Source organism: Variovorax sp. P1_H2, from assembly GCF_056405295.1.
In genome coordinates this window covers 1-12,808 of the sequence record NZ_JBFUCJ010000155.1, presented here as the reverse complement: position 1 = coordinate 12,808, position 12,808 = coordinate 1, and the positions used below count along the sequence as shown (strand labels likewise).

Annotated in this window: 20 protein-coding genes and 1 pseudogene; 13 read left to right on the top strand and 8 right to left on the bottom strand. The window is 66.6% G+C overall.

Translation table 11 applies throughout. The features are described 5' to 3' along the window. Both AC1D2E_RS32160 and AC1D2E_RS32155 read right to left on the bottom strand, forming a co-directional pair. Window positions 1-494: pseudogene (locus tag AC1D2E_RS32160) on the bottom strand (ATP-binding response regulator); the annotation flags it as partial. After that, the gene (locus AC1D2E_RS32155) at window positions 494-1,108 is read right to left on the bottom strand and encodes a response regulator (protein WP_478201152.1); all 615 of its coding nucleotides are present in this window, start codon (window positions 1,106-1,108) and stop codon (window positions 494-496) included. The gene AC1D2E_RS32155 and the pseudogene AC1D2E_RS32160, both read right to left, overlap by 1 nt. 133 nt (window positions 1,109-1,241) lie before the next feature. Here AC1D2E_RS32155 and AC1D2E_RS32150 point away from each other — a divergent pair, with 133 nt between their 5' ends. The 5 genes from AC1D2E_RS32150 (at window position 1,242) to AC1D2E_RS32130 (ending at window position 3,492) form a co-directional block, all read left to right on the top strand. Further along, window positions 1,242-1,502: a hypothetical protein gene (locus AC1D2E_RS32150; protein ID WP_478201151.1), complete on the top strand. Its 261-nt coding sequence runs from the start codon at window positions 1,242-1,244 to the stop codon at window positions 1,500-1,502. A gap of 39 nt (window positions 1,503-1,541) precedes the next feature. Beyond that, window positions 1,542-2,099, top strand: a complete 558-nt coding sequence (locus AC1D2E_RS32145) for a phosphatidylglycerophosphatase A family protein (protein ID WP_478201150.1) — start codon at window positions 1,542-1,544, stop codon at window positions 2,097-2,099. A 5-nt stretch (window positions 2,100-2,104) separates the two neighbouring features. Continuing rightward, complete coding sequence (locus tag AC1D2E_RS32140) at window positions 2,105-2,617, top strand: CinA family protein (protein ID WP_478201149.1); 513 nt, start codon at window positions 2,105-2,107, stop codon at window positions 2,615-2,617. 61 nt (window positions 2,618-2,678) lie between these two features. Next, window positions 2,679-3,164, top strand: coding sequence for a nuclear transport factor 2 family protein (locus tag AC1D2E_RS32135; RefSeq protein WP_478201148.1), 486 nt, complete (start codon window positions 2,679-2,681; stop codon window positions 3,162-3,164). Between the two features lie 19 nt (window positions 3,165-3,183). Then, window positions 3,184-3,492, top strand: a complete 309-nt coding sequence (locus AC1D2E_RS32130) for a GNAT family N-acetyltransferase (RefSeq protein WP_478173019.1) — start codon at window positions 3,184-3,186, stop codon at window positions 3,490-3,492. 36 nt (window positions 3,493-3,528) lie between these two features. On the opposite strand, the gene AC1D2E_RS32125 is transcribed toward AC1D2E_RS32130, so the two are convergent. From AC1D2E_RS32125 to AC1D2E_RS32110, 4 genes are read right to left on the bottom strand one after another with little or no spacing between them, the layout of a single operon-like run. Beyond that, window positions 3,529-3,714 (bottom strand): hypothetical protein, encoded by a 186-nt coding sequence (locus tag AC1D2E_RS32125; protein ID WP_478201147.1) that lies wholly within the window; start codon window positions 3,712-3,714, stop codon window positions 3,529-3,531. Between the two features lie 49 nt (window positions 3,715-3,763). Continuing rightward, a complete protein-coding gene (locus AC1D2E_RS32120) occupies window positions 3,764-4,015 on the bottom strand; it encodes a DUF3297 family protein (protein WP_478201146.1) in 252 nt (83 codons plus the stop codon). Window positions 4,016-4,030: 15 nt separating this feature from the next. Then, complete coding sequence (locus AC1D2E_RS32115; protein ID WP_478201155.1) at window positions 4,031-5,218, bottom strand: MFS transporter; 1,188 nt, start codon at window positions 5,216-5,218, stop codon at window positions 4,031-4,033. Between the two features lie 46 nt (window positions 5,219-5,264). Further along, window positions 5,265-6,050: a UPF0149 family protein gene (locus AC1D2E_RS32110; protein ID WP_478201145.1), complete on the bottom strand. Its 786-nt coding sequence runs from the start codon at window positions 6,048-6,050 to the stop codon at window positions 5,265-5,267. A 162-nt stretch (window positions 6,051-6,212) separates the two neighbouring features. On the opposite strand from AC1D2E_RS32110, the gene AC1D2E_RS32105 reads away from it, so the two are divergent. The 8 genes from AC1D2E_RS32105 to AC1D2E_RS32070 all read left to right on the top strand — a co-directional run bounded on the left by AC1D2E_RS32105 (window position 6,213) and on the right by AC1D2E_RS32070 (window position 12,035). Then, a complete protein-coding gene (locus AC1D2E_RS32105; protein ID WP_478201154.1) occupies window positions 6,213-7,769 on the top strand; it encodes an FMN-binding glutamate synthase family protein in 1,557 nt (518 codons plus the stop codon). Next, window positions 7,766-8,662 (top strand): BUD32 family EKC/KEOPS complex subunit, encoded by an 897-nt coding sequence (locus AC1D2E_RS32100; RefSeq protein WP_478201144.1) that lies wholly within the window; start codon window positions 7,766-7,768, stop codon window positions 8,660-8,662. The genes AC1D2E_RS32105 and AC1D2E_RS32100 overlap by 4 nt, the downstream gene beginning before the upstream one ends. Window positions 8,663-8,953: 291 nt before the next feature. Next, window positions 8,954-9,436, top strand: coding sequence for an Hcp family type VI secretion system effector (locus tag AC1D2E_RS32095; protein ID WP_478201143.1), 483 nt, complete (start codon window positions 8,954-8,956; stop codon window positions 9,434-9,436). Window positions 9,437-9,447: 11 nt separating this feature from the next. Then, complete coding sequence (locus tag AC1D2E_RS32090; protein ID WP_478201142.1) at window positions 9,448-10,080, top strand: peptidoglycan recognition protein family protein; 633 nt, start codon at window positions 9,448-9,450, stop codon at window positions 10,078-10,080. Continuing rightward, window positions 10,074-10,490 carry a hypothetical protein gene (locus tag AC1D2E_RS32085; protein WP_478201141.1) on the top strand — a complete coding sequence of 139 codons (417 nt, stop codon included), beginning with the start codon at window positions 10,074-10,076 and terminating at the stop codon, window positions 10,488-10,490. Before AC1D2E_RS32090 ends, AC1D2E_RS32085 begins: the two co-directional genes overlap by 7 nt. A gap of 35 nt (window positions 10,491-10,525) precedes the next feature. Further along, window positions 10,526-10,948, top strand: coding sequence for a hypothetical protein (locus tag AC1D2E_RS32080; protein WP_478201140.1), 423 nt, complete (start codon window positions 10,526-10,528; stop codon window positions 10,946-10,948). A gap of 39 nt (window positions 10,949-10,987) precedes the next feature. Next, a complete protein-coding gene (locus AC1D2E_RS32075) occupies window positions 10,988-11,323 on the top strand; it encodes a hypothetical protein (protein ID WP_478201139.1) in 336 nt (111 codons plus the stop codon). A gap of 289 nt (window positions 11,324-11,612) precedes the next feature. After that, window positions 11,613-12,035: a hypothetical protein gene (locus tag AC1D2E_RS32070; RefSeq protein ID WP_478201138.1), complete on the top strand. Its 423-nt coding sequence runs from the start codon at window positions 11,613-11,615 to the stop codon at window positions 12,033-12,035. A 51-nt stretch (window positions 12,036-12,086) separates the two neighbouring features. Here the strand turns inward: AC1D2E_RS32070 and AC1D2E_RS32065 are convergent, their stop codons facing one another. Then, the gene (locus tag AC1D2E_RS32065; protein WP_478201137.1) at window positions 12,087-12,230 is read right to left on the bottom strand and encodes a hypothetical protein; all 144 of its coding nucleotides are present in this window, start codon (window positions 12,228-12,230) and stop codon (window positions 12,087-12,089) included. A 1-nt stretch (window position 12,231) separates the two neighbouring features. Beyond that, window positions 12,232-12,735 carry a putative toxin-antitoxin system toxin component, PIN family gene (locus AC1D2E_RS32060; protein ID WP_478201153.1) on the bottom strand — a complete coding sequence of 168 codons (504 nt, stop codon included), beginning with the start codon at window positions 12,733-12,735 and terminating at the stop codon, window positions 12,232-12,234. Window positions 12,736-12,808 lie beyond the last annotated feature (73 nt).

Sequence of the window (12,808 nt, the reverse complement as noted above, 5' to 3'; positions counted from 1 at the left end):
TTGTAGGCCGGGTCGCCCAGCAGCACCAGCTTGGCGGCCACCACGGCCAGCTCGACCGCGCCGAAGACGATGAACACCGGCAGCACCGGCGACAGCGAGGACATCGAGCTGCCGGCGACACCCGCCAGCACCGCGATCACGAGGATGCTGCCGGCGACCGTGGCGCCGCCGAGCGCGACCCAGGCCAGGGCACCCCAGACGGCGGCATCGATGGCATTGAGCACGATCTGCCGCCACACGAGGCGGGGCGCGCACTCGAACGAGATCTCGGCGGCCAGCGTGCGCCGGGCATCGCGGGCGTAGTACAGCTTGAACAGGATCACGGTGCCGGCCCAGAGCCGCAGCGCCAGCGCATTGCCGTCATTGGCGAGCACCCAGACCAGCAGCAGCGCGACCCCGATGGTCGGAATCACCGAGCTGCCGACGTTGCCGAGCTGCAGCCGGAGCTGCTCGACCAGCGTGCGCCCATCGGCCAGGCGCAGGAGCTTGTGCATCAGGCGACCAGCCCCCGGCGCCGCGCCGCGAAGCCGGCCTCGGACCGGCTCGAGACCTGGAGCGCCGCCAGCACCGCCTGCACATGACCACGCACGGTGTTCTCAGACAGCCCGAGGCGGCGGCCGATGACCTTGTTGGGCAGGCCCTGGCACAGCAGGTCGAGCACCTCGAACTGGCGCGGCGTCAGCAGCTGGGGGGCGGCGGCGCCCTCGGCCGCCGGTGCCTCCGTGGCGGCGCTGGCGGGTTCGCCGCGGCGCAGCCGTTCGATCAAGGCCAGGATGTTGTCGGCGCTGTCGGCCTTCGAGACGAAGGCTGCCGCGCCGCGCTCCAGCGCCATCCGCACAGTGTGCGGGCCGGCGTCGGACGACAGGATGACCACCGCCGCGTCGGGCCACTTGCGCTTGAGCAGCGTGATGCCTTCGAGGCCGTTGAGTCCGTGCAGCTGGATGTCGAGCAGCACCAGCGCGGGCGAGTCCATGCCTGCGCGCAGGCCCTCTTCGAGCGAACTCGCCTCCGCCACTTCCAGTTCGGGGATGCCGGACGCGAGCACCATGCGAAGTCCGCAGCGGAACAGCGCATGGTCGTCGATGAGCAGAATCCGAGCCGGCAACATGAAGCGGCAATTCTGCGCGAAGTCGAACCGGTCCAAATGGACTATTTACCCCGGTGGGCCTTGGCGCCACCATCCGGGAGTCAAAGCTATTTGTTGCAGAACCACCCCGACTTCCGCCCGCCGAATGAAGCCCTTGATCGACATCCAACGCGTCGGACCGAACGCATACTGCCACCGCATCAGCGCCCAGGGCGGCGCGGCACGGGAGGAAAGCCGCACCTTCGGCGCGCTGGAACATTGCCTGCGCGACGCGGGCGAGTCGCTGGGCCGCTATTTCGCCCAGGCGGAACTCAAGCTCGACGGACTGTTCCTGGGCGCCTGCGCCGTCGATGCGCTTCGCCACACACCCCAGGCGGTGGCGCGCCGCATCAGCCAGCATTTCCAGCCGGCCTGAAGCGTCTGCGACCCGAAAGATGCGCGACACTGCGGGTTGATGTCGACCGCCAACACTTCTCCCGCACCCGCCGCCCCGTTCCGCCCGACCCTGCGCTTCCTGTTCGCGCATCCGGCGCACCTGATCGCCCTCGGCTTCGGCTCCGGCCTGCCGCGCCGTGCGCCCGGCACCGTGGGCACGCTCTGGAGCTGGGTCGCGTTCCTGCTCATGGAGCGCTGGCTCTCGAACGCCGCAATCGGCTGGGTGATCCTCGCCTCGCTGCCGATCGGCTGGTGGGCCTGCACGGTCACGGCCCGCCACATGCAGGTGGCGGATCCCGGCGCCATCGTCTGGGACGAAGTGGTCGCCTTCTGGATCGTGCTCTGGCTGGTGCTGCCTGGCGGCCTGCTGGCGCAACTCATCGCCTTCGGGCTGTTCCGCTTCTTCGACGCCGCCAAACCGGGCCCGGTGGGCTGGGCCGACCGCCTGTTCAAGCCGCACGAAGGGCCCGATGGCACGACGCGCTGGGCCGCGGCAGGCTTCGGCATCCTGTTCGACGATCTGGTGGCGGCCTTCTGCACGCTGCTGATGATTGCCGCCTGGCGCGCAGCATGGTGAACCGCATGGACGAAACCCCGACGCCCCTCGCCGACCTCGACGTTGCCGCCCTGGTGCTGCGGCTGGCCGAACTGCTGCAGCAGAAGGGCTGGATGATGGCCACGGCCGAAAGCTGCACCGGCGGACTCATTGCCGGCGCCTGCACCGATCTTTCAGGTTCCAGCAACTGGTTCGAGCGCGGCTTCGTGACCTATTCGAACGAAGCCAAGAGCGAGATGCTCGGCGTCGACGCGGCGCTGATCGAGGCCCATGGCGCCGTCAGCGAACCGGTGGCGCGCGCCATGGCCGAAGGCGCGATCGCGCGGTCGCGGGCCCGTGCCTCGGTCGCCGTCACCGGCGTGGCGGGACCCACCGGCGGCTCGCCCGAGAAGCCGGTCGGCACCGTGTGGTTCGGCTGGTCGGTCGACGGCCGCGTGCGCACCGAGCGCCGCCGCTTCGACGGCGACCGCGCCACCGTGCGCGCGGCCACCGTCCACTGCGCGCTGATGACGTTGGTCGAGCTGATGCGCACGGCCTGATTCCCAGGGCCCTCCGGCCTGGGCGAGCCGGCCGCTGACGCTGACTGAATTAGGATGGCGCATGCTCACCGAACACACCCTCCGCCGCTTCTATGACGCCTTCGCCCGGCTCGACGCCGACACCATGGCAAGCTGCTACGCGCCGGACGCCAGCTTCGACGACGAAGCCTTCTCGCTGCGCGGCGCGCGCGAGATCGGCGGCATGTGGAAGATGCTGTGCGGCGGCACCCAGGCCAAGGGCGCCGCGGTCTGGAAACTGAGCTACCGCGACGTCGAAGCCGACGCCACGAGCGGCCGGGCGCATTGGGATGCGCACTACCTCTTCAGCGCCACCGGGCGCGTGGTCGACAATGCGATCGACTCGCGCTTCACCTTCACGCCCGAGGGCCTGATCGCGACCCAGCGCGACCGCTTCGACTTCTGGCGCTGGTCGCGGCAGGCGCTGGGCGCGCCCGGCCTGCTGCTGGGCTGGTCGCCGATGCTGAAGAAGAAGGTCCGCGCCACCGCAGCGGCGAACCTCCACGCCTTTCTTGCCCGCAATCCCTGACCATCCGACTGGCCACGCCATGACCGACATCACGATCGCCAACAATCCCGCCGCGCACCGCTACGAAGCCCGTATCGGCGGCGAACTCGCGGGCTACAGCGAATACAACCTGCTGAGCGAAGCCATCATGTTCACCCACACCGAGGTGCTGGAGGCGTACGAAGGCAAGGGCGTGGGCTCGGCCCTCGCCCGGCATGTGCTCGACGAGGCCCGGGCCGACGGCAAGCATGTGATCCCGGTCTGCCAGTTCATCGCCGGCTACATCCGCAAGCACCGCGACTACGCGGACCTGGTGCGGCCGGACGTGCAGCGGGCGTTCAAGATCTGAGCCTGGCGCTCGGTCGACCCGTGCCGCCTCCAGGGCTCAATCGCAGCGGAAGACGACTTCCCCCGCCGGGGCACCCGGCGCCCCGGCATCCAGGAAGCGCAGCGGGGCGCCGAAGTTGCGGCAATAGGATTCCGCGTCCTGCGCGGTCGGCGACTTGAAGACGCCGTCGCCGAGCCGGGTGACGCGCGGCGCGGGGCGCGACGCGCAACCGGCGCACAGCATGGCCAGCGCGAGGCTCGTGATGATCGCGAACCGTCGCCTCGGGAGGGCTTCAGTCTTGATAGAACACCTCGACCTGGCCCTTGAGCTTGATCAGCAACGGCTTGCCCTTGCGATCGAGCGTGCGGCCCGCGGGCACCTTGATCCAGCCTTCGCTGATGCAGTATTCCTCGACGTCGAACCGTTCCTTGCCGTTGAAGCGGATGCCGATGTCGTGCTCGAAGACGGCGGCGACATGGTGCGGGCTGCGCGGGTCGATGGACAGGTGGTCGGGCAGCGGAGGGATCGGGGTGGTTTCGGTCATGGATCTTGAATTCTTCTACAGGCCCCATTTTGGCCGCTCCGGGGCCGGCAGCCAGGCGAACGCGATCGTCGCCGCGACCAGCAGCACCGCGATGGTGCCCAGCACGGCGCGGAAGGCCTCGATGCCATGGGCCGCGCCGACCGAAGCGGCGAGGCCCGTGACCCACTGCATCGCGGCCACGCCGAGGAACATCGCCATCGTGAAGACCGCCATCGCGCGGCCCGTGAGCGCCGCCGGATAGGCCGCCCGCACGTCCGCGTACTGCCAGACGATGAAGCCGCAAAGCAGCCCGATCAGGATCGTGCCGCCGACGTCGATCCAGGCCTGGATGAAGAAGCCCACCATCGCGAACAGCGCGGCATAGACCAGGCTGCAGCCGATGATGCGGCGCCGCCGCACCGGGCCCTCGCGGTCGAGCCGTCCGAACAGCGGCGGGCCGACCAGCGAAACCACCGAGACGACCAGCGCCACGTTGCCGCTCTGCACCAGCGAATAGCCGTGGCGCTCGATCAGCAGCGGGCCGAGCCAGAGCCCGCGCAGCGAGATGAAGGCCGCATAGGTCACGGCCCCGAGCACCATGATGCCGACCGTGTGCGGCAGCGCGAACAGCGCGCCGAACTGCCGCAGCGCCGCCGCGACCGACTCCCTGGGCGGGCCGCCCGGCCGCGCCGGCTCGCGCACCCAGCGCCATATGGCCAGCCAGGCCAGCACCGAGGCGGCCGCCAGCACGACGAAGCCCATGCGCCACGAGTGCTCCTGCACCAGCCACGCGAGCGGCGTGCCGGTCAGCAGCATGCCGACGCCGCCGATGCCCAGCACCAGCCCCGACACCGAGGCAAAACGCGCCGCGGGGAAGTGGCGCGCGATGAAGACCGTGCAGACCAGGAAGGCCGGCGCACAGCCGACGCCGATCAGCACCTGGCCGGCCACCAGCACCGCGTAGTCGGTGGACACGGCGGACAGCAGCGCGCCCACGATGGCCAAGGGAAAGGCGGTGAGCACGGTGCGGCGCACGCCGTGCAGGTCGATGCCGATGCCCATGAAGAGTTGCATCGCGCCGAAAGCGAAGTGGAAAGCGGCCGAGAAGACGCCGAGCGCCTGCGCCGACAACTTGAACTCGGCCTGCAGCTGGCTGGCCATGATCGCGCCGACGGTGCGAAAGGCCTGGCTCAGCGCGAAGGCGGTGCACAGGGCCATCACCATCGCCCAGGCAGCACGCAGCGTCAGCGCCGGCGCCGCAAGTGCCGGTTCAGCCGGCACCGTGGCACTTCTTGTACTTCTTTCCGCTGCCGCAGGGGCAGGGGTCGTTGCGCCCCGGGGTCGCCTCCTTGCGGATCGTCTCCACCCGCGGCCCCATGCTGCGCCACAACTGGCGCAGGTCGTACACGGCCCAGATCGCGGCGCCGAAATCATCCACCCGCTGCTGGCTCACGCTCGGTGGGCCGTCCTCGGCATACATCGAGAGCGCGGGCTTGCCGGTATCGTCCTCGGTCAGCGTAACGATGGCGTCGAGTGCTTCGTCGAGCATCTGCGCCGCCTCCTTGTCGCGCGGCGGCGCCCAGTCGTCGGGCCAGTTCTCGACCGCATACATGAAGCCCAGCGCCCAGACCTGGGCGAAGGACGGGATCGCCTCGCCGGCCATCTCGGCGCGTTCTTCCTCGGGCAGCGCAGCGATGGCGCCGCGGGTGTCGAGCACCTCGGGCTGCCAGGTGCGCTCGTCGTCGAGCGACTGCACGTCGGCGTCGAGGCCGGCCTCGATCTCGCGCCAGCGCCGCTTCCAGCGCCAGACGAATTCCATGTGCTGCGCCGGCACGAAACCCTCGCCGAGCAGCACCGGCCAGTACTCGGCCGGCTCGATCGGCCGCCGGGTGCAGACCAGCGCGGCCATGAAGCCTTCGCAGAATTCCCATTGCGGGGTCTCGTCGTCGTGCTCGCGCAGGGTGTCGAGAACCTGGTCCTGGGCGTCGAAATCGTCGGGGCCGAGGGGCGGTTGCTCGGGCTGGGCGGGGGTCGGGGTGTCGGGCGGGATTGTCATGGCGTTACAAATGCAGCCCTCTATGATGCAGCAAGGCTCCGGAGACTCACTATTTCGACATCGAAGATTGCGCCGTTCCCGGCGCGTTACACCGCGCTCGCGCTGTGCGCGGCCGGGCTGGTCGCGAGCGTCGTGGCGGTCCTGCTCGCCCCGCAGCTGTGGATGGCCTGGATCGCCCTGGCGGCTTTCGGCCTGCTCACCGGGACCGGCGTGCACGACCTGCGGCAGACGCCGCACGCGATCCTGCGCAATTACCCGGTCATCGGCCACCTGCGCTTCCTGCTCGAGTACATCCGTCCCGAATTGCGGCAGTACTTCATCGAGAGCGACGCCGAGGCCGCGCCCTTCTCGCGCGCCCAGCGCTCGCTGGTCTACCAGCGCAGCAAGGGCGAACCCGACAACCGGCCCTTCGGCACCCAGCTCGACGTCGCGATCTCCGGCTACGAGTGGATCAACCACTCGATGCGGCCGACGAAACTCGCCGACCACGATTTCCGCATCGTCATCGGCGGCACCCCGAACCCGGCCTCGCCGGCCGGCCAGGTCTGCACCCAGCCCTACAGCGCCAGCGTGTTCAATATCTCGGCGATGAGCTTCGGCGCCCTGTCGGCCCACGCGATTCTTGCGCTCAACCAGGGCGCGAAGCAGGGCGGCTTCGCGCACGACACCGGCGAAGGCTCGATCTCCTCCCACCACCGGGTGCACGGCGGCGACCTGATCTGGGAGATCGGCTCGGGCTACTTCGGTTGCCGCAACGACGACGGCTCCTTCAGCGAGGAGCGCTTCATCGCCAACGCGCGCGACCCGCAGGTGAAGATGATCGAGCTCAAGCTGAGCCAGGGCGCCAAACCCGGCCACGGCGGCGTGCTGCCGGCCCCCAAGGTGACGCCCGAGATCGCGGCCGCGCGCGGCGTGCCGGTGGGCGTGGACTGCATCTCGCCGTCGTCCCACAGCGCCTTCTCGACACCGACCGAGATGATGCATTTCATCGCCCGGCTGCGGGTGCTGTCGGGCGGCAAGCCGACCGGTTTCAAGTTCTGCCTGGGCCACCCCTGGGAATGGTTCGCGATCGTCAAGGCGATGCAGGAGACCGGCCTGACCCCCGACTTCATCGTGGTCGACGGCGCCGAGGGCGGCACCGGCGCGGCGCCGGTCGAGTTCAGCGACCACGTCGGCGCACCGCTGCAGGAAGGCCTGCTGCTGGTGCACAACACGCTGGTCGGGGTCGGCCTGCGCGCGCGCATCAAGATCGGCTGCGCCGGCAAGGTGATCACCGCCTTCGATCTGGCGCGGATGATGGCGCTGGGCGCCGACTGGTGCAACGCGGCGCGCGGCTTCATGATGTCGCTGGGCTGCATCCAGGCCCAGGCCTGCCACACCGGCTTCTGCCCGACCGGCGTGACCACCCAGGACCCGGTGCGCCAGAAAGCGCTGGTGGTGCCGACCAAGGCCGACCGGGTGCGCAATTTCCACCGCAGCACGCTGCATGCGCTGCAGGAGCTGGTGCAGGCCGCCGGGCTCGACCATCCGCAGCAGATCACGGCCCATCACATCGTGCGGCGCATCTCGGACACCGAGGTGCGGCTGCTCAGCAACCTGATCATGCAGGTGCAGCCCGGCGCGCTGCTCGGGTCGCTCGACGCGCAGCACAACGTGTTCCGCGCCTACTGGCCGCTGGCCAGCGCCCAGAGTTTCAAGCCCCTCGCCGTCGCCCTATGAACCCGGCGAGACGAGGCGCATCGTCGACGCGCGTGCAGATGCGCAAGGGCATGGCCTCGGCGCCGGCGCCGCTGGAGACCGGTGCGGCGCCCCAGCCCGCCGACTACGCCGAATTCCTGCGCGCCACGCTGCCGCAGCAGACCAAGGCCGTTGCCAGCCATCGCTTCGGCAGCGAGCGCGTCTGGCTCAAGAAAGCCGGACCGCGCCATGGCAAGCTGCGCTACCACCTGCTGGCGGCGATCGCTGGCGCACTGCGGCTCGACGTGCTGAAGCCGGTGCCGAATCCGGGCGGCGAGGCGGCGATCGCGATCGAGGCCGAGCGGCTGCGGCAACTCGGCACCGCCGGCCTGCGAGTGCCCGCAGTGCTGGCGCAGCAGGGCGACGGCCTGCTGATCTCCGACCTCGGGCAGAGCGGCCGGCCGCCGGTGGTGCTGCAGGAGCGGCTCGACCAGGCCGCGGCCACCGGACCGGCCGCCCTGCTCGCGACCTGGCGCGAGGGCCTGGCCGCCATCGCCGTCGTGCATGCGCACCGAAGCTACCTGAGCCAGGCCTTCGACCGCAATCTGGTGCAGTGCCCCGACGGCACCATCGGCTACATCGATTTCGAGGACGACCCCGGCAAGACACTGCCGCTGGCCGAATGCCAGGCGCGGGACTGGCTCAGCTATCTGCACTCCACGGCGATGCTGGTCGACGCCGCCTCGCCGCACGCGGCCGAAGCGCACTGGCATGAAGTGCTGGACCAGGCCAGCGACGAGGTGCGCGACCGCCTGGCCGTCGCGGCGCAGCGCATGCGCTGGCTGCGGCACCTGCCCGCGGGCCGGCGCTGGGGCCGCGACACGCAGCGCGTGCGGGCGGTGGCGCGCCTGCTGGCGCGCTGGTACGGCGGCTAGCCCGCCACCATCGTACAGAGCGCCGCGGAAAAGCGCCCCAGCTAATCTTTGCCACCAGTCTCGGAAGCCGGGCACCGCGGGGCTGCACTATCCGCCCATGCCCCACATCGACGCGTTCGAGCCGATGACCCTCGACGAGCGGCCGCTGCCGGGCGCGGCACTTTCAGAAGTAGCCCCAGATGGCGCAGACATTTCCTATTGCCCCTCTGGTTTGCGATGGGCCTTAATCCTCAAGGCGCCGCATTGCCGCGGAACCTAGAACTAACTAATCAAATTTGGGGGGAGCCCGCATTGGCCCAAGACATCTTTTTGAAATTGAGCGGGATCAACGGTGAGTCGCAAGACGCCACCCATAAGGACGAAATTGAAGTCCTGGATTGGGAGTGGGAGGTCATGCAGACGTCCAGCATGCACTCCGGCAGCGGGGGCGGTGCGGGCAAGGCCACTGTGCACGACCTCTCCTTCGATCACTACGTGGACCGCTCGAGCCCCAACCTGATGAAGTACTGCCTGACCGGCAAACACGTCGACACGGCCACGCTCGTCGTGAGAAAGGCGGGCGAGAAGCCGCTGGAGTTCCTGAAGCTGACGATGGGCGATGTGATCGTGACCCAAGTTGCCCCAAGCCTCAAGACCACCATGCGGCAGGCAAGAGAGACGATCAGTCTCTCATTCGCGCGAGTGAAGGAGGAGTACACCCTCCAGAATCAACAGGGTGGTTCCGGCGGCACGGTGTCGATGAGCTTCGACATCCAGAAGAACACCGAAACATAAGGGGAGTCGGCATGGGTCTCTATATCGATCGTGGCGGAATCGTTGACGCAGAACGGATCAAGGTCAAGATCTTCCCGCTCATTGAGCGTGGAAAGTTGGGCGCGGTGAATGGCATCGTGGTTCACCAGACGGGTGGGTCCACGGCGGTGAGCACCTTCAATTCATATTCAAAATTGGATCGCAACGGCCGCCCTCCCAATGGCGCTCATTTTCTGATTGAAAAGGACGGACAAATTTACCAAACTGCATCTCTTTTTAGAGTCACCAGCCACGTCGGATTTCTGCAATCCAGGTGCGTGATCACGCAAAAATGCACGCCCACTGATTTGAAGAAGTCAATGGCACTGGAAAAGATCAAGGGCAACAACGCCAGAGCAAAGGCAATTCACGCGAACGAAGAGCCGAAGAAGTGGCCCGAAAGGTACCCTTCGAATGCCGATGCCATCGGGATTGAACTCGTGGGCGAGGCGCCAGGGAAGGAAGGCAAGGAAGTGTTTGTGCCGGTCACGGCGCAGCAGACTTCTTCTCTGCAATGGCTGATCAAGGAGTTGGTCGAGACGTTCAACGTTTCGATGCATGAAGTTTATAGGCACCCTGCTGTTGGGCGGAAAAACGAATCCGAGGCGCGCACAGCCACATGGTAGTAAGACTGACCATTGCGGTAGCCGCACTCGCCTTTGTCTGCCAGGCGGATGCTCGCACAATCCAGAAGGTGGTTATCCTGGAGACTGGCCTCAATAAGAACCCCAATGAGTACGGCCTGTCCGAGGCTTGCAAAAAGTTCAAGCCGACCGCGCGCCAGGTCAAAGAATTTTTCACCAAGGCGTATATTGTCCCGCATCGCTTTAGCCTGCATGAGCGCTATGCGCCCTGCTATGCAACGGGCACGCTGGAATTCAGCGACTTCGGGAAGGTCGAGTGGGTCGTTTCGTCAGGCGGCACGGGCTCAATTTCGTGGGACGAAGGCGAGAATGTGTTCCTGTACTACAGGGGCTACAAGTGGTTCGACCCCACCGCGTGCAGCTACGGGTTGGGCGACGTCCTGGACTGCTGAGCGGCGTGAGCGATGTGTGCGCCATGGTGAATTGAATGGCATCTTTATTCGTCGTGGCAGTCGCGTTGCCGCTCACCCTTGCCTCTGTTCACGTGAACGCTAGGACTATCAAAAGCGTAACCGTCACGAAAACAGGTATCAACATGAATCCAAAGGAAGAGTGGCTAAACAAAGATTGCAAGAAGTTTAGACCCACTKTTCGGCAGGTAAAAAACTACTTTCAAAAGGCCTATTCCGTCCCCAGGACTTATGGCACAAATGAGCGATACGCGCCTTGCGTTGCTTCCGGAACAATCGTTTTCAGCGACTTTGGAAAGGCAGAATGGGCAATATCATCGGGCGGTGTTGGCTCATTGACGTGGAATGAGGGTGACCACGTCTATTTGTTTTACAAGCACAACAAATGGTTCGACCCCACCGCTTGTTCTTACGGCATGGGCGACGAAGGGAATTGCTGAGTACGACCGAATGGTAGGCGCAACGCGGCACTTGGGTTCATGGTTCTCGCCGCGTCACTCGCCCACGGCGTCAGCAGTGAGGCCAGGACCGTACATAAGCTGGAAATCAAAGGCACCGGGGTGACCAATGAATCGGATGAACGAACCAAGGAGTTGTGCAAGGCATTTAAGCCAACGCTCAAGCAGGTTCGGAACTATTTCAACAAGGCGCACCATGTCGAAAGTTACATTGGCACGACCGAGCGATATTCCCCTTGTATTGCATTCGGCACTTTGACCTACAGCGACGGCTCTTTTGGAGATTGGGCCCTGCATTCGAGCCTCGTTTATGTTCAATCGGGGCGATTCAGGTTCTTTGTTTTACAAACACAATAAGTGGAACGATCCCACCGCTTGCACGTATGGGCTCGGGTCCGTCCCTGACTGCTGAACGGGGCGCGCGAAGCGTGTGCCGCGAGGCTGGTGGCCCCGTAAGCACTCGACTTGGCGCGGATGAAATCGCCGAGCACCATGAGCGCCGAGTTCCCGCAAGACCGCGCCCGAATGCCCGGGTACTCAGCGTGCGCTACGGTACGGCTCCTCGAACTGCAGGAAGTCCTTCTCGGCCAGCGCATCGTCGATCCCTGCTGTTGAGCGAAAAAAAGACTAAGGCGAGTACAGCCACATGGCAGTAAGACTGATCATCGCGGTCGCCGCACTCTTGCTTGCATGCCAGGCGAACGCTCGGACTATCCAGAAGGTCGTGATCCTGGAAACTGGCCTCAATGCGTACCCCAGAGAGCCAGGACTGACTGAGGCTTGCAAAAACTTCAAACCCACCGTGCGCCAGGTCAAGGACTTTTTCACCAAGGCGTACCCGGTCCCCGGCAGATTTGGCGCGCATGAGCGATATGCGCCCTGCTATGCGTCGGGCACCATGGAATTCAGCGACTTCGGCAAGGTGACGTGGGGCCTTTCCTCAGGCGGCACGGCCACCTACACCTTTGATGACGGCCACGGCGATACCGTGCAGCTGTACTACAGGGGCTACAGGTGGTTCGACCCTACGGCTTGCGAGTATGGGGACGGAGAAGTCGAGGTTTGCTGAGCGAAGCGTGCGCCGAGAGGTTGGTGGCCGTGTAAGCACGCCGAGTTCCAGCTAGCTCTTGGTCTTCAGGTACAGCGCGAAGGTGTCGGCCAGCAGTGCCTCGAGCTCGGCCGTGATGATGTCGCGGGTGGCATCGGCGCCGAGCGGGTTCGGAGTGGCGAGCGGCGCCTGCAGGCGCCTTTTCGCAACCGCCATGTCATGGACTTCTGGCTCGTGATTGCCCGTCACGGGAAGCCGCGCCGGGCGATGCCCATTGCACGGAGACGGCGACACCCTGGACCGCGAGCCGCTTGCGCATCGAAAGCACCGCGCGGTCCTTGCTCAGCAGACGCGCACGGTGCGCGACCGCGAGGTCGATGAACATCTGGTCGTCGGGATCGCTGCAGACGCAAGGCGCCCGGACCGGCACGCCGTCGACCTGGCGTGCGCGCGCATCGAACTCGGCCAGCACCTCGTCGGCAGCCAGCGCCCTGGACGCCAGGCGCCTGGCGATCAGCGGATAGCCGAGCACGCGCGCGAATTCGTCGCGCATCGCCGCGGTGGCGATCCATTCGAGCGCGCCGTCTGCCAGTGCCGCAGCCAGGCCGGCCTGGCCGGGGTCCTCGAACACCAGCAGGTCGAGCGCGATGTTGGTGTCGATGACGACGATCAGCCGGCGCCGGGCCGCCCCAAGGCGGCCTGCGGCCCCCTCGGGGGGCAGCGACCCACACGCAGTGGGGGAGCGTGGGGGCTCAGGCCGGCGCCGGGCCGCCCCAAGGCGGCCTGCGGCCCCC